This window comes from Streptomyces sp. bgisy159 (assembly GCF_965341775.1).
In the GTDB taxonomy this organism is placed as follows: Bacteria; Actinomycetota; Actinomycetes; order Streptomycetales; family Streptomycetaceae; genus Streptomyces.
Window position 1 is genome coordinate 72,309 of record NZ_CBDQZH010000030.1, and the last position, 14,315, is coordinate 86,623.

Genomic DNA, 14,315 nt, shown 5'->3' on the forward strand with positions numbered 1-14,315 from the left:
GTGGTTCGGGTGTCACCTGTGGGCGCCGCGGCTCGGCTGGGGTGCGGCCGGCGCGTGCGCGATGAGGTGCCTGACGAGGGTGAGCAGGGTCTGCACACCGGAGGCGGAGATACGGGCGTCGCAGCGCACCACCGGGATCGCCGGGTCGAGGTCGATGGCGGCGCGCACCTCCTCGGGGTCGTAGCGGTGGGAGCCGTCGAACTCGTTGAGCGCGACGATGAAGCCGAGGCCACGCTCCTCGAAGAAGTCGACGGCCGCGAAGCAGTCCTGGAGCCGTCGGGTGTCGGCGAGGATGACCGCGCCGAGCGCGCCCTCGCACAACTCGTCCCACATGAACCAGAACCGTTCCTGTCCCGGGGTGCCGAACAGGTACAGCACGTGCTGCGGGTCGAGGGTGATCCGTCCGAAGTCCATGGCCACGGTCGTCTCCACCTTGTTCTCGACGCCCTCCAGGCTGTCGGTGGCGGCGCTGACGGTGGTGAGCAGTTCCTCCGTGGAGAGCGGCTCGATCTCGCTGACGGCACCGACGAACGTGGTCTTGCCCACGCCGAACCCGCCCGCCACGAGGATCTTCAGCGCGGTGGGAAAGGGGTCCGGGCCGCCGTCGTACGGGCCGTACTCGCCGCTCGGACCGCACGCGCCGTAGTCAGAGCTGTCGTCGTAGTCCATCGAGTACTGCCTCCAGTAGCGCCCGGTCGGTGGGGTTGTGGTGGAACGCGGGGGGCTTCGTGGTCAGCGCCCCGCAGTCGACGAGGTCCGACAGCAGCACCTTGGTGACCGCCGCCGGCAGCTTCAGGTGGGCGGCCACCTCGGCGACCGGGACGGGCGCGCGGCACAGGTCGAGCGCCTGCGCGTGTTCCGGGCCGAGGTAGCCGAGGGGGGTCGCCCCGGTGGCCATCACCTGCGACATCAGGTCGAGGGCGACGCTGGGCCTGGTGCGGCCGTTGCTGACGGTGAAAGGGCGCACCAGCCGTCCGGCCGCGTCGTCCAGCCAGGGCCCGTCGCCGGCCGCCGCCACGCTCAAGGCCTCATCACCGGGGGTTCGACGGCGTGCTGCCGAGGCGCCGTCACCAGGTAGGGACGGACGCTCTTGACCAGCATCGCCATCTCGTAGCCGAGCACCGCCGCGTCGGCCTCGCGGCCCGCGAGCACGGCGAGGCAGGTGCCGGAGCCGGCCGTGGTGACGAAGAGCAGCGTCGAGTCGAGTTCGACGACGACCTGGCGTACGTCGCCGCCGTCCCCGAAGCGGACTCCGGCGCTGCGGCCGAGGGAGTACAGCCCGGAGGCCAGGGCGGCCATGTGGTCGGCGCTGTCGGGGTCGAGGCCGTGGACGGACTTCACCAGTCCGTCGCAGGACAGCAGCACCGCGCTGGTGGTGTGGGGCACGCGCTGGACGAGGCCGCTCATCAGCCAGTCGAGATCGGATACATGGCCGGTCGGCGCATCGCTCGCCATGGTGGATCGACTCCTTGGGGTACGAAGGTCTGCGGGAGCGCTGGGGGGTGGGGTGGTCATCCGGCGGGCGCGCTCCCGTCATGCCGGAAGGGGGTCTGGTCGGGGGCGGGGGCGTCGGGCGAGTCCGGGGTGCCGTAGGTCCGCGGGGACGCGCCGAGTGCGGCGGTGCCGGACCCGGTGAAGGGTGCCGGGGGGTCGGACTCCAGGCTCTGCTGGGCCTCGGCGAGCCCGACGCCGCGCTGGAACGCCGCCATGAGGCCGGGGTCGTGGCCGACGGGCTGGTCGGACTCCTGCCGGGGCACGGGGCCGCCGCGCAGCTGGGGCACGATGTGCTCCTGGGCGCGGCGCTTGGGCAGCGTCGGCTTGCCCATGGTGCCGCGTACGGCTCCGGCCCGCGGCACGGGCGCCTGCCCGGAGTGTTCCTCCACGATCCACCGGTCCCCCGGCCGGACGCCGGGCACGGCCTCGGCGGGGTTGGGCCGTGCGCGGTGGGCTCCGCGTACGGGGAGCGGCGCGGGCCGCCCGTCGCCGGACTCGCGGCCCGCCGTCCCGGCCGTGTCCCGGCCCGCTGCCGGGTCCGGGTCCGCTGCCGTGTCGTGGCCCCGCGCCGCCACCCCGAGGTCCGGGGGTGCCTCGGTCGCGGCGGGAAGGGCACCGGCGTCGCGGTCGGCTCCGCTCGGTTCCTGACCGGGGCCGTTCTGACCGGGACCGTTCTGACTCCGGTCGGCGGTCCGGTGTGCGCCGATTCCGTCCTGGGCGCCCGCGGCGGTGCCGAGGGGCCGCGCGGGGGCCGCGTGGGGGCGGGGCGGGGTGGGCCCGGCGGTGCGGGACTCGGCGGCGGACGGCGGACGGGCCGGGCCGGGGGCGGTGGAGGGGCGGCGGGTGGCGGGCGGGTGCCCGGCCGCGGTCGCGTCCCGGTGGCGGCCGGTCGTGGCCCGGTCCTGCGGGCGGGCGGTTCCGGGCCGCTGCCGGGTGGGCGTGGCCCCGGCCCCGGGGCGGGCGTCCTGACCCTGCGCCGGTACGGGCAGCAGGCCCGCCCCGGCGCCCTCGTGGCGGGTGGGCCCGGCCGGCGCGGGCGGCCCGGCGGGGTCGGGCCCCGGCACGCGCCCGCTCTGGGCAGGCCGGCCGTCCGGGTCCGCCGGTGCGCGGGCCGGTCCCCCGGCGGGCCGCGCGTCGGGGTACGGCCGGGTGCTCACCTGGCCGGTGACGGCCGACGGGGCGGTGACTGCCGATGGGGCGGTGACTGCCGATGGGGCGCTGACGGCCGACGGGGCGCCGTCGGGCAGGTCGGGCCCCGAGCCCAGCAGGGCCTGCGGCACGACGAGTACGGCCTGGACGCCGCCGTAGATGTTGCTCTGCAGCCGGACCCGGATGCCGTGCCGCCGGGCCAGCTGGGAGACGACGAACAGGCCGATGCGCCCGTCGGCGAGCAGGCGGCCCACGTTGACCTGGTCGGGGTCGGCGAGCAGGGCGTTCATCCGCTTCTGCTCGTCGGCCGGGAGGCCGAGCCCGCGGTCCTCGACCTCGACGGCGAGTCCGGAGGTGACGAGGTTGGCGCGCAGCAGCACCTGGGTGTGCGGCGCGGAGAACACGGTGGCATTCTCGACGAGTTCGGCGAGGAGGTGGATGACGTCGGCGACGGCGTGGCCGCGCAGCTCGCCGTCGATCGGCGGGACCAGCTTCACCCGTGAGTACTGCTCGACCTCGGCGATGGCGGAGCGCAGCACCTCGGTCATGGAGACCGGGTTGCTCCACTGCCGGCGGGAGACGGCCCCGCCGAGCACCGCGAGGTTCTCGGCGTGGCGGCGGATCCGGGTGGCGAGGTGATCGACGTGGAAGAGCCCCTTGAGCAGGTCGGGGTCCTCGATCTCGTTCTCCAGCTCGTCGAGGATGGAGATCTCGCGGTGCACCAGCGACTGCAGGCGGCGCGCGAGGTTGACGAACACCTCCAGTTTCTGTTCGCTGCCCGCCTGGCTGGACAGCTGTGCGGCCCGGACGACGGCGCCGACGGCTCCCTCGTGGGCGCGGGCGAGGTCCGCGGCGAGCAGTTCGAACTCGTCGGCGTCGGCGGGCGGGCCGCTGCGGGTCCTGCGCTGGGGCGGTACCTCACCGCGCCGCAGCGCCTCGACCAGGCCCCGCAGTTCGGCCTCGCCGCGCGCGCTGCTCCCGCGCAGGGCGTCGATCCGGTCGGTCACCGAGCGGGCGGCGCGGTCCGCGGCCACGGCGGCGATCAGGATGCCGACGCCGGTGACGGTGACCGCGCCGGTCAGCACGGCCCACAGGGTGACGCTGGGCCGGGCGCCGGTGGAGCGGACGGTGAACAGGACGGCGGCGCAGGCGCTGAGGGCGACGGCGGTGGGGGGCAGCACGGCGAGCCGCAGCAGTTGGGGCCGTATGTGTGTCTCGGCCGTCGCGGGGGCGGTGCGGGCGACCGGTCGCCCGTGCCGCCCGCCCTCACGGCGGTCTGCGCGTGCGGCCGGTGCGCGGAGGTGAGACATCGGTGTCCTCGTACTGGTCCGTCGGGCCTGGTTGCTCGCGCGTGGGGCGCGAGCCGGGCATGCGGCATCGCGAAGTCGGTCGGCGGGGACCGGGGTCTCGGCCTTTCGTCGCCCGACGGACACTCACAGTAGTCGCCAACGCGTCAGGTGCGGTGGGCAGTTGACAAACTCCCCCGGGGAGCGTCCCCCTCTGGTATGAGCCTTCGTACGACAGACCGATAAGACGGCGGCCCGAGGGGTGGCGACCCGAAGGAAATCGATCACACCTGGTCAGGGGTGGTCATGAAGAAACGACGAGGGCCGGGGATGCCACACTCCCCGATCCTCACCGTCAAGCATGTGACGCCGTTCGCCCGATCGTGGTCAACCTGCCGGAGACTCCCGCGATCTCCGGGCGGGAACGCACTCACCGCCCTCGAACATCACTCACCGTGTCGACTCTGGCCACGACTCCACCCTTCCGAACGACATTGAATAGACGCGACGACTCGTCTAGTCTCTTGATAAGACGCAACGGTAAGTCTCGGCATGTGCCGCGCCTTTCCGCACCCAACCGCTCATGAGAGGCCACTTCCGTGGGGAACTCGACCGTCCGCGCCGTCGACCGGACCGGCGCTCCAGAGAGGGCGCGCGGCGGCGGCCTCGCCGTCCTCAGCGTGGCCTTCGCCTTCTGGATCACCATGGCGGGCACCACCGCGCCCACCCCGCTCTACCCCTTGTACGGCGAGGAGTTCGGCTTCACGCCGTTCACCGTGACCGTCGTCTTCGCCGTCTACGCGCTCGGCGTCGTCCTCGGGCTGCTGGTCTTCGGCCGCCTCTCCGACCAGGTGGGCCGGCGTCCCGTCCTGGTCGCGGCCACCCTGCTGTCCGTGGTCGCCGCGGTGGTCTTCCTCCTGGCCCAGAGCGTCGCCGCGATGCTCGTCGCCCGGGTCGTGTCCGGCTTCTCCGCGGCTCTGGTGACCGGTGCCGCCACCGCCTCCCTCGCCGAGCGGCTCGGACAGCACAGTCGCGTCAAGCCCGCCACCCTCGCGTTGTTCGCGAACATGGGCGGTCTCGCCTGCGGCACGCTGATCGCGGGGATCCTCGCCGACCTCGCGCCCTCCCCGCTGCGCACCCCCTGGGTCGTCATGCTCGCCCTCGCCGCCGTCGGCATGCTCGGTGTCCTCGTGAGCGGGGAGAGCTCCGCCCACCGTTCCGGTTTCTCGCTGCAGGTCCAGCCGCTGCACGTCCCCGCCGAGATCCGCTCGGACTTCCTGCGCTCCGCGATGGCCGCGGGTGCGGGCTTCGCCGTGCTCGGCGTCCTGACCGCCGTGACGGGCCTCTTCCTGGGGACGGTGCTGCACGAGTCCAGCCACGCCCTCACCGGACTCGTGGTCTTCATCGCCTTCGCCTGCACCGCCCTCGGCCAGCTCCTCGTCCGCACCCTCAAGCCCGCCACCGCCCTGCCCGCCTCGTGCCTGGGCCTGATCGCCGCGGCCGGTCTGATCGCCGCCGCGATGGCCACCAGCACCCTGGCTCCCCTGCTCGTCGGCGCCGCGGCCAACGGACTGGCGACGGGCATCGCCGTCGGTCACGGCATCGGCGGCATCACCACGCGCAGCGCCCCCCAGCACCGTGGCGCGTCGGTCTCCACCTTCTTCGCCATCCTGTACTCGATGCTGGCGGTGCCCGCGATCGGTGTGGGAGTCCTGATCCGCGAGACCAGCCTGCGCCCGGCCGGCGAGACGTTCAGCGCGGTGGTCGCCGCGCTCTCTCTCGGCGTGCTGCTCAGCCTGGCGCGGACCGGCCGCCGGGCCGCCTGAGCCGGCCTGCCGTTGCACCGGTTCACGGCGGACCCGGTGTGCCAGAATCACAGCGACGGACACGATGCGAAGGGTTGACGGAACCATCAGCGCCACGCGGAAACCACCACCGGCCTGCGAGAAGACCACGGTCGTCAGCCGGACCGGCCCACGCCGCAGCGAGAGCGTCCGGCTCGCGGTCCTGCACGCCGCGGACGACCTCCTGGTCGAGCGGGGCTTCGCCGCCCTGACCATCGAGGGCATCGCCCAGCGCGCGGGGGTGGCCAAGCAGACGATCTACCGCTGGTGGAAGTCGAAGGTCGACATCCTCCTCGACACCCTCACCGACGACGCCCGCGAGGCCCTGGAGTGGCGCGTGGACGAAGGTCGTGGCGTCGAGGAGACCCTCACCTCCCATCTGCAGCGGGTGGCCGACTTCTTCGAGGAGCCCGCCGGCCAGGTGCTGCTGGCCCTCCTGGGCCACGCCCAGCTGGACAGCGAGACGGCGGCGTCGCTGCGGGCCGGATTCCTGAAGGAGCAGCGGGAGCGCGACGTGGCCGGCCTGCGAGATCTCCTCGCCCGCGACCAGGAGCCGGCCGTCGACGATCGCACCCTCGACCACCTCGTGGATCTGCTGCTCGGTCCGCTGTACTACCGCGTCCTGGTCTCCGGCTCCCCCGTCGACAGGGACCTGGTCGAGAGGACGTCCCGTCTCGTCCTCGCCCTCGCCCGCGAGCCGTCGGCCCGCAGGCCCTGACCTCGGACCGACCTGTGCGAGTGGCCCCCGACCTGTGTCGTCGGGGGCCACTCGCACGCGACGATCAGTGCAGGCTGATGCAGCCGCTCCTGATCCCCTCGATAACCGCTTCGGTACGTGACGCCGCGCCCAGCTTGATGAAAATCGAGTGCAGATGAACCTTGACGGTACGCTCGGAAATCCCCAGCAGTCGGGCGACCATCCTGTTTGAGTTCCCCTCCTTGATCCCGTTCAGGACCTGACGCTCCCGCGGTGTGAGTGTCGATACCGTTCTGCCCGCCACGCGATCCGACACCACCTGCTCGGGATCCAGAGTGGCCACTAATCCTTCGGATGTCGGACGGGATGCGCGAGACATCTACTTCCCCCTGCCATGCATGGTCATCACTCATCAAGACGTGCACGCGAGCGCCATTGCCCACGCAGCCGCATCTTCAACGATTCCTCGTCGTGAAAACAGTATATGGGCGCCACCGAAAGCCGTGGATTAAACGTGGGTTACTTCACATGTGAAGGTTGCACCCTAAACCACCTGCCACCCAGCCCGCCCGCACGGCCGGAAGCGGCGGTTCCATTCAAAGAAAATGCATGGTGCACACATTGCACTGGATAAAGTGTCGAACGGTCAATAACGTGGGACTCGAAGGCGGAATACCGCCTCGCACCTCATCATTCGTTTTCCCTGCGGGGAGGTGAGCCGATGCTCGTCGAGCGAGTACGGCGAAACAACCACTTACTCCATCCGGCCGGCTGCCTGGTCTTCTCCGGCGGCGCCTACCTCTTCATCCACTCCGACCTGGGCACCGATCCGCTCGACGTGTTCTCCCTCGGCCTGATGCGGCACCTGCCCGTCACGGTGGGCGTCTCGCAGACCCTGGTGGCGGTGGTCTGCCTGGTCGTCGTGGCGGCCTGGACGCGGGAGAAGCCGCTGGTGGCACCCCTGTTCACCTTCTTCTTCTGCGGCGGCGTGATCGACCTGCTCCGCTGGTCGGACCCCGCGCGCGCCCTGCCGGTTCCCTCTGCGGGACTGCTCGCGTGCGCGGTGCTGCTGTGCGCGTACGGGTCCGCGCTCATCATCATGAGCGGTTTCGGCATCCGCGCCGTCGACGCGCTCGCCCTCACCATGACCAGCCGGTGGAACTGGCCCTTCTGGACGGCGAAAGGACTCGTCGAGGCCTCTTTGATGGTCTCCGGATTCCTTATGGGCGGGCCCCTCGGGATCGGTACGGTGTGTTTCCTGGTGGGCGTCGACCTGCTCATCCAGCCACTCATCAGGGCACATTCCAAAGCCTCCCGAATTCCCCGTTCAGTAATCCCGGAACGGTCGGCCCGGATCACCCGGTGACACCACGAAAAGGACGCGGAACAATGCCTTCATCTCTGCATTCCCCCCAGGTTCGAGCAGTACTCGAAACGATCGCAGCCGAACAGCAGCGAGTGGACGCCGTCGAACAGCCGAAGCTTCTCGACATCATCAGGAACCGCACCGCTCCATGGACTCCGGGAGAATTGGTGGACGCATGTGCCGACGGTTACTACGCGGCTCCCGCGGACGTCGGCCGAATGCTTTACGCATGGGTGCGTGCCATGCGCCCGCAGACCGTCTTCGAGTTCGGCACCTCCTACGGTTTCACCGCCATCCATATAGCGGCGGCGCTCCGGGACAACGGTTCGGGAAAGCTGTGCACCGTGGATCTACACGAAGGAAAGTGCGCGGCGGCCCGGGACCATCTGACATCCGCGGGCGTGGCCGAGTACGCCGAGGTGATCGTGGGTGAGGCGGTGGAGGTGATGTCGTCGTTCCCCGAGCGGATCGACCTCCTCTACCTGGACGGCTGGGCGGACTTCTATCTCGACGTCGTCCGCGCCGCCGAGCCCCGGTTGCGTCCCGGCGCGCTGGTTCACGCCGACGACACCGTGAAGTTCGCGGCCGCCGCCCAGCCCTATCTCGACCACGTCCGCGACCCCGCGGGCGGCTACGTCTCCGTCGCCGTCGCCGACGGGCAGGGGCTGGAACTGTCCACGTTCACCGGCGCGTCCGGACGGACCGGCTCATGAGCGTCTCCCCGTCCGCCGGACCGGCTCGGCGGTCCGCCGTCGAGCCGGGCGACGGCCGCCCCGGCTCGCGGGCGGCCGTCGCCGCGCTCGGCCTGTGCGTCATGCTGGTGTTCGGGCTCGGGGCCGGTGTGAACCTGGCGGTCGGCCGGCTGGCCACCAGCACGCTGCACCCGACGCCGACCGAGATGCTGTGGATCGTCGACAGCTATCTGATCGTCTTCGGGTGCCTGCTGATTCCGAGCGGAGCCGTCGGAGACCACTTCGGGCGAAAGGGCGCCCTGCTCACCGGCCTGGCCCTGATGGTCGTGGGGTCCCTCGGGTCGGCCGTTTCCCCGACGGTCCCCCTGCTGCTCGTCGCCCGCGCGGTGACCGGGGCCGGGGCCGCCCTCGTTCTGCCCAACAGCCTTCCGCTTCTGACCGGCTGCTATCCGCCGGAGAAACGCGGTCACGCCGTCGCGCTGTGGACCGCATTGGGCGGGGGCGGCGGTGTGACGGGCAACATCGTGGGCGGCGCCGTTCTCCAGTTCTTCGACTGGCAGGCCCTGTTCGCGGTCGCCGCTCCTCTCGCCGCATTCGGAATCGTCGTGGCGGCGAAGTCGCTGCCACGAGCCGAACGCCATCAGCACTCCATGGACGCGGGCGGGGTTCTTCTCCTCGTCGTCGCCGTGTTCGGCGTGCTGTTCGGCATCATCGAGGGGCCCGAACTCGGCTGGGCCTCCCCCGCCGTGCTGCTGAGCTTTGCCGCGAGCGCCCTGTTTCTCGCGCTTTTCCGCCGGTACGAACTGCGCCGGGAGCAGCCGTTGCTGGATCCCCGGGTATTCCGCCATTCCGGAATGCGCGCCGGGACGCTCGGCGTCATCGTGTCCTTCGTCGCGATGTACTCCGTCTTCTTTCTCAACGGCCAGTACCTGATGAACGTCAAGGACTATCCGGCCGTCCTGGCGGGTCTGGGCACGGCCCCCCTGGCCGTCGTCATCTTCCTCGTCTCGCCGCGAGCCGCCCGGCTGGCCGACCGGTACGGCGCGCGGCCGGTCATCGGCTGCGGCCTGCTCGTGGTCGTCGTGGGGCTGGGACTCTTCTCGCTGTGCGGCCCCGGCACCGCCTACGTGCTGTACGCCGGGTGCATCGTCGTGGTCGGCGTCGGGTCGGGGCTGTCCAACCCGCCGCTGTCCCAGGCCATCGTCAGCTCGGTGCCCGTGCGTCAGGCGGGCGTCGGCTCGGGCGTGAACAGCTTCGGCCGGGAGATCGGCGGAGCGCTCGGGTTCGCCGTGTTCGGCACGCTGCTCAACGCGCGGTTCACCCATGCCCTCCCGGCCGGGCTGCGGCACCTGGAGGGGGCGTCCGGAGGGCAGGCGCTGGGCACGGCCCTGCGCGGGGCGGAGCACTCCGGGACGGACGCGGCCCGCCTCTCGGCGCAGGTACGGCAGGCGTTCACCACGGGAATGGCCGAGTCGTTGCGGTTGATCGGCCTCCTGTTGCTGGTGGCGGCGCTCCTGGTCATAGCGTGGTTGCGTCCCCGTGCCGGGGAGCCGACCACGTCCCAGGAGAAGCATTGAGCCCCACCGCTGTCGACGACCCCGGCCAGGACGGCGACTGGGCGGGCGAGATGCCCGGCGCCCCGGCCTCCCAGGTGGACATGCGGCTGTTGCCCGCCCTGGACGCCCTGTTGCAGGAGGGGAGCGTCACCGGGGCGGCCGAGCGGCTGGCTCTGTCCCCGCCCGCCATGAGCCGTGCGCTGTCCAAGATCCGGCGCGCGCTCGGCGACCCCGTGCTGGTGCGGGCCGGGCGCGGTCTGGTCCCCACGCCGAGGGCACTGGAGCTCCAGCCCAAGGTGCGGGCCCTGATGCGGGAGGCCGAAGCCCTCCTCGCCCCGAGCCGGCAGGAGGACCTCGCACAGGTCAGCAGGACCCTGACCATCGTCGCGGACGAGGCCTACGCCGCGGTGCTGGCTCCGGCCCTGCTGAACCGGGCGAGCGCGGAGGTGCCGCTCGCCCGGTTCACGTTCACGGTGGAGAGCACCCACGGCAGCGCGCCGCTGCGGGAGGGTGCCGTGGACATCGAGGTGGGGATCATCGACGAGTGCAGCCCGGAACTGCGGATCGAACCGCTCTTCGAGGACCGGTTCGTCGGAGTGGCGCGATCCGGACATCCTCTGCTGGCCGCTGCGGTGAGCGCGCAGGCGTTCACCTCGGTCCGGCACGTCAGCGTCTCCCGCAAGGGCCGTATGACGGGCCCGATCGACGGTGCGCTGCACGCGCGCGGTCTGCGACGGGACGTCATCGCCTCCGTGCCGAACTACGGTGAGGCGTTGCTGATGATCGCGGCGAGCGACCTGGTGACCGCGATGCCCCACTCGCTGGCCGCCAGCGCCCGGCAGTCCGTCGGCATCGAGCTGTTCGAACTTCCGGTGGAGACCGAGCCCATCAGCATCTGCCAGGCCTGGCACCCCCGCCACGAGACCGAGCCCGTGCACGTGTGGCTGCGGCACGCCGTCCGCGCCGCCCTCACCCGGTCGGGGCCCCCGGCCCCGACCGGTGAACGGTGCTCAGGCCCGTCCGCCGGTCAGGAAGCGGACCGGGCCGTCGAGCAGGACGTCGACGGCCGACGGTGACGGCGGCGACGCCGCCCCGTCGCCAAAGCCGCCCCGTTCCACGGCCGCGCCGACGACCGCGCCGACCAGGAGCCGGGCGGCGAGCCGGGGAGCGATGTCGCCGCGCACGTCGCCCTGCGCCACGGCCCGCTCCAGCAGCGCGGCGATCCGCCGGACCACCTCGGCACGGCACACGGCGTCGGGGGCCGACGGGCCGGGCTCGCCGTCCGGACCCCAGAACAGGGCGTACCGGGCCGGGCCGGCCGCCGCCGCGCCGGCCAGCCCGCGCAGCAGCGCGGTGAGTTCGTCGAGGGGCCGGCCCGTCCCGGCCGCGCTCGCGGCCAGCAGCGCCCGCACGTCCGCGCGGACCGGCCCGGTGATCGCGCGCAGCAGCTCGGCCTTGCCCGTCACGTGGCGGTACAGCGCCGCCTTGGTGAAGCCGAGGCGGGCGGCGATGTCGCTCATGCTCGTCGCGTCGTAGCCCCGCTCGTGGAACAAGGCCGTCGCGGCCGTGAGGACGTCCTCGCGGCCGCGACGGAGGCGGGGCGACGGTGTGGCCGTCGTGGCCGGTGGCGGGTTCACCGCGGTGACCGCCCCCGGCACATCTCCAGCAGCGCCTCGGCGACGCCCGCGCCGCCCTCCCCCAGCTCCTCGGCGTACCGGCCCCGGATGGCGGCCTCGCGCCCGGAGTCGACGGGGGAGCCGCCGCTTCCGGTACGGATCCGCTGGATCTCCCGCGAGGTCTCCAGCCGCTGCTTGAGCGAGCCGATGAGGAAGTGGTCCAAGGCGTCGATCCGCTCGCGCAGCCGGGCGATGTCCCCGGACGCGGGCTCCGTCGAACCGCCTGCTGCGGAGGTGGTCTCGGTCTGCATCGTCTTGCTCCGTTCGTACGACGGGACATGGGCCGCCGAGGGGTACGACCCGAGGAACCTCAGCCCGGGCACGCGCCGCCGCAGCAGGCCGACGGCGCGGGCGGTCGCGGGCCGGTCGGTGCCGCCCGGGCAGTCGGCGAACAGGACCGCTCCGCCGCGCCCGTCGGACACGGCCCGCAGGGACGCGGCCCGCAGGAAGGGGTGGCGCCGCAGGCCGGCCACCAGCCCGTCGACGTCCTCCGGCCGGCCGGGGAGACGCCCGACCAGCGACGTGCGGTCGGCACGGGCCGGCTGCGGGAAGCCCGGCCCGCCGTGGCGCGCGCACAGCAGGAACCGGGTGGCCGCGCCGGCGGTGTCCTGTATCCCGGTGACCAGGACCTGGAGACCGTAGTGGGCGGCGGTGAAGTCACCGGCCACGGCGGCGTCGCACTCCCCGTCCCTGACCCGGCGCGCGGCCTCGGCGTTGGACGGCGCCGGGATCCACCGCGCCCGCGGCACGCGCCGGTCGAGCCATTGCGCGACCTGCGTCCCGGCGTGCGGGTGGCCGCTCACCGTGCCCACCCGCGCCAGGGACGTGCCGGGCCGGACCAGCAGGGCGAACTCGACGGGGAGCACGACCTCCCTGAGCACGGTCAGCGCGGGTGACTCGGCGAGCGCGCGCACCGTGTCCGCGACGACGCCGGCCACCGTGTTGTGCACGGGCAGCATCGCCGCGTCCACGGCGCCCCGGCACACCAGGGCCAGGGCGTCAGCGGCGTCGGCGGCCGGTGCCAGCGGGGAGCCCGCGGCCTCCGGGAGCGAGCGCAGGGCCAGCTCGGTGAAGGTGCCCTCCGGGCCCAGGTAGGCGAACCGCCGCCGCGGGTGGGGGAGTCGGCCCGGCGCGGGCTGCGCCAGGGTGTCCGGTACCGGCGTCCTCATGTCATGCGCTGGCCAGAGCGGCGTCCATGGTGCTCGCCACCGCGCTCTTGGCCCGCCGCAGTTCCCTGTCCTCCAGCAGCCCGGGGGCGAACGCGGCCGCGTCGATGGTGACGGTGGCCGCGGCCCGTCCGGCCTGCTCCACCTCCACCGTCGTGCGGAAGGTGAGCCGGCTGGGTTCCGACACGTCGGACTCGTCCACCGTCAGCCGCAGGGTGGCACCGACGGGGAAGAGGAAGTTGGAGAAGGAGGTGTTCATCGAGTTGAGGACGATGTAGTAGCGCTGCTGCGGCCAGCGGGCCGTGTAGTAGCGCTCCACCACCGCGACGAGCATCTGGCGGGCCGCCTCCACGGCCACCATGCCCTGTACGTGCACGCGGTCCTGGACGTCCACGAGCAGTTCGTTGTGGTCGTGCAGGCGCAGAGCGGCCTCGTACGTGGTGTCGTCGGCCTGGGTGAGTCCGGCGACCAGCACGTTGTCCTCGCGCGCCTTGTGCAGGTCCTGGCGGCGGGCGGGCTGTCCGGTGGAGTGCACCAGCGTGATCCGGTCGTCCAGCTGCCGCCGGGTGACGGCGTCCTGGAGGTAGGAGATCTCGAACTCCCCGATCCCCTGGCCGGCGACCACGTGCATCGGCCCCTCGACGGTGTCCAGGTCGCCCGCGTCGAGGGAACGGGCCAGGCGGGAGAACGTCTCGGCGCCGACGGCCTCGGCGAAGTCGCGGAACCGGTCGCCGACGACGAGTCGGGAGGTGGCTGAGCTGCTCATGAACATGCCTCCTGGCGGGGGAAGGCCGCGGTCATGCGGAGCCGCGGTGTGCATTCAGCGTGAAGTCCCCGAAATGGGCTCGCCAGTCGCCTGTTGGGAGTAGGTACGAGGTACTAGCCGTATCGGCCGACTGCCGTCGCCACGGCGCGGCGCGCATGCTGGTGGGGGGTCGCCGGCTCCCGGCCGCGGGTGGGCGCAAGGAAGTCGCGGCCCCTGTCCCCGCGGCCGGCCGAAGAAGCTTCATCCACATGTCGGTTCGGTGATCCGCCGGTGGTCGCCGAGGACGACGTGACGGCCCGCTGCCGCGGGCGACGGGGGCGCGCAGGAGGCAGGACAATGACCGCCGGCCTGGACGACGTCACCGGCGCGTCTGCCGACGCCGGGTCGGCCGCCCAGCGGATGACCATGTCGCGGGCGCTCAGCCGGGCCCTGCGCGACGCCCTGGCCGACGACGACCGGGCCCATCTGATGGGCGGAGACGTCGGCACCCCTGGCGGTGCGCCTTCCGCGTCACCCGCTCGGTCCTCAAGTTCGGTGCTCCACCACGACGTAGGGGGGGGGGGGGGGGGGGGGGGGGGGGGGGGGGGGGGGGGGGGGGGGGGGGGGGGGGGGGGGGGGGGGGG

13 protein-coding genes and 1 pseudogene are annotated in these 14,315 nt (G+C 72.6%); 6 read left to right on the plus strand and 8 right to left on the minus strand.

The features are described 5' to 3' along the window. Positions 1–12 precede the first annotated feature (12 nt). The 4 genes and pseudogenes from ACSLTV_RS25530 to ACSLTV_RS25545 all read right to left on the minus strand — a co-directional run bounded on the left by ACSLTV_RS25530 (position 13) and on the right by ACSLTV_RS25545 (position 3,953). Positions 13–669 carry a GTP-binding protein gene (locus tag ACSLTV_RS25530; RefSeq protein ID WP_432133521.1) on the minus strand — a complete coding sequence of 219 codons (657 nt, stop codon included), beginning with the start codon at positions 667–669 and terminating at the stop codon, positions 13–15. Next, a complete protein-coding gene (locus ACSLTV_RS25535; RefSeq protein ID WP_432133727.1) occupies positions 647–1,018 on the minus strand; it encodes a DUF742 domain-containing protein in 372 nt (123 codons plus the stop codon). Before ACSLTV_RS25535 ends, ACSLTV_RS25530 begins: the two co-directional genes overlap by 23 nt. Before the next feature lie 2 nt (positions 1,019–1,020). Further along, on the minus strand, positions 1,021–1,455 hold the full coding sequence (locus ACSLTV_RS25540) for a roadblock/LC7 domain-containing protein (protein ID WP_432133522.1): 435 nt from the start codon (positions 1,453–1,455) through the stop codon (positions 1,021–1,023). 56 nt (positions 1,456–1,511) lie between these two features. Beyond that, positions 1,512–3,953, minus strand: a pseudogene (locus tag ACSLTV_RS25545) (ATP-binding protein). Between the two features lie 575 nt (positions 3,954–4,528). Here ACSLTV_RS25545 and ACSLTV_RS25550 point away from each other — a divergent pair. Then, positions 4,529–5,755 (plus strand): MFS transporter, encoded by a 1,227-nt coding sequence (locus ACSLTV_RS25550; protein ID WP_432158261.1) that lies wholly within the window; start codon positions 4,529–4,531, stop codon positions 5,753–5,755. A gap of 64 nt (positions 5,756–5,819) precedes the next feature. Continuing rightward, the gene (locus ACSLTV_RS25555) at positions 5,820–6,491 is read left to right on the plus strand and encodes a TetR/AcrR family transcriptional regulator (RefSeq protein ID WP_432158262.1); all 672 of its coding nucleotides are present in this window, start codon (positions 5,820–5,822) and stop codon (positions 6,489–6,491) included. 64 nt (positions 6,492–6,555) lie between these two features. Here the strand turns inward: ACSLTV_RS25555 and ACSLTV_RS25560 are convergent, their stop codons facing one another. After that, positions 6,556–6,813: a response regulator transcription factor gene (locus ACSLTV_RS25560; RefSeq protein WP_432133525.1), complete on the minus strand. Its 258-nt coding sequence runs from the start codon at positions 6,811–6,813 to the stop codon at positions 6,556–6,558. A gap of 378 nt (positions 6,814–7,191) precedes the next feature. On the opposite strand from ACSLTV_RS25560, the gene ACSLTV_RS25565 reads away from it, so the two are divergent. From ACSLTV_RS25565 to ACSLTV_RS25580, 4 genes are read left to right on the plus strand one after another with little or no spacing between them, the layout of a single operon-like run. Further along, positions 7,192–7,836: a YczE/YyaS/YitT family protein gene (locus tag ACSLTV_RS25565; RefSeq protein WP_432133526.1), complete on the plus strand. Its 645-nt coding sequence runs from the start codon at positions 7,192–7,194 to the stop codon at positions 7,834–7,836. Between the two features lie 23 nt (positions 7,837–7,859). Next, the gene (locus tag ACSLTV_RS25570; RefSeq protein WP_435612965.1) at positions 7,860–8,549 is read left to right on the plus strand and encodes an O-methyltransferase; all 690 of its coding nucleotides are present in this window, start codon (positions 7,860–7,862) and stop codon (positions 8,547–8,549) included. Then, the gene (locus ACSLTV_RS25575) at positions 8,546–10,105 is read left to right on the plus strand and encodes an MFS transporter (RefSeq protein WP_432158265.1); all 1,560 of its coding nucleotides are present in this window, start codon (positions 8,546–8,548) and stop codon (positions 10,103–10,105) included. Before ACSLTV_RS25570 ends, ACSLTV_RS25575 begins: the two co-directional genes overlap by 4 nt. Further along, complete coding sequence (locus tag ACSLTV_RS25580) at positions 10,102–11,160, plus strand: LysR family transcriptional regulator (protein ID WP_432133529.1); 1,059 nt, start codon at positions 10,102–10,104, stop codon at positions 11,158–11,160. Before ACSLTV_RS25575 ends, ACSLTV_RS25580 begins: the two co-directional genes overlap by 4 nt. Here ACSLTV_RS25580 and ACSLTV_RS25585 read toward each other — a convergent pair. From ACSLTV_RS25585 to ACSLTV_RS25595, 3 genes are read right to left on the minus strand one after another with little or no spacing between them, the layout of a single operon-like run. Further along, positions 11,095–11,742 carry a TetR family transcriptional regulator gene (locus ACSLTV_RS25585; protein ID WP_435612966.1) on the minus strand — a complete coding sequence of 216 codons (648 nt, stop codon included), beginning with the start codon at positions 11,740–11,742 and terminating at the stop codon, positions 11,095–11,097. The genes ACSLTV_RS25580 and ACSLTV_RS25585 overlap by 66 nt on opposite strands. Beyond that, positions 11,718–12,929: a chorismate mutase gene (locus ACSLTV_RS25590; RefSeq protein ID WP_435612967.1), complete on the minus strand. Its 1,212-nt coding sequence runs from the start codon at positions 12,927–12,929 to the stop codon at positions 11,718–11,720. The genes ACSLTV_RS25585 and ACSLTV_RS25590 overlap by 25 nt, the downstream gene beginning before the upstream one ends. Position 12,930: 1 nt before the next feature. Next, entirely contained in the window at positions 12,931–13,692 is a 762-nt protein-coding gene (locus ACSLTV_RS25595; RefSeq protein ID WP_432159236.1) for an AfsA-related hotdog domain-containing protein, read from the minus strand. Positions 13,693–14,315: the final 623 nt, after the last annotated feature.

Bases quoted from the DNA above. Each gene is read 5' to 3' on its own strand.
- ACSLTV_RS25530 (WP_432133521.1), bottom strand. From the start codon at position 669: ATGGACTACGACGACAGCTCTGACTACGGCGCGTGCGGTCCGAGCGGC.
- ACSLTV_RS25540 (WP_432133522.1), bottom strand. From the start codon at position 1,455: ATGGCGAGCGATGCGCCGACCGGCCATGTATCCGATCTCGACTGGCTG.
- ACSLTV_RS25555 (WP_432158262.1), top strand. From the start codon at position 5,820: ATGCGAAGGGTTGACGGAACCATCAGCGCCACGCGGAAACCACCACCG.
- ACSLTV_RS25565 (WP_432133526.1), top strand. From the start codon at position 7,192: ATGCTCGTCGAGCGAGTACGGCGAAACAACCACTTACTCCATCCGGCC.
- ACSLTV_RS25570 (WP_435612965.1), top strand. From the start codon at position 7,860: ATGCCTTCATCTCTGCATTCCCCCCAGGTTCGAGCAGTACTCGAAACG.
- ACSLTV_RS25575 (WP_432158265.1), top strand. From the start codon at position 8,546: ATGAGCGTCTCCCCGTCCGCCGGACCGGCTCGGCGGTCCGCCGTCGAG.
- ACSLTV_RS25590 (WP_435612967.1), bottom strand. From the start codon at position 12,929: ATGAGGACGCCGGTACCGGACACCCTGGCGCAGCCCGCGCCGGGCCGA.
- ACSLTV_RS25595 (WP_432159236.1), bottom strand. From the start codon at position 13,692: ATGAGCAGCTCAGCCACCTCCCGACTCGTCGTCGGCGACCGGTTCCGC.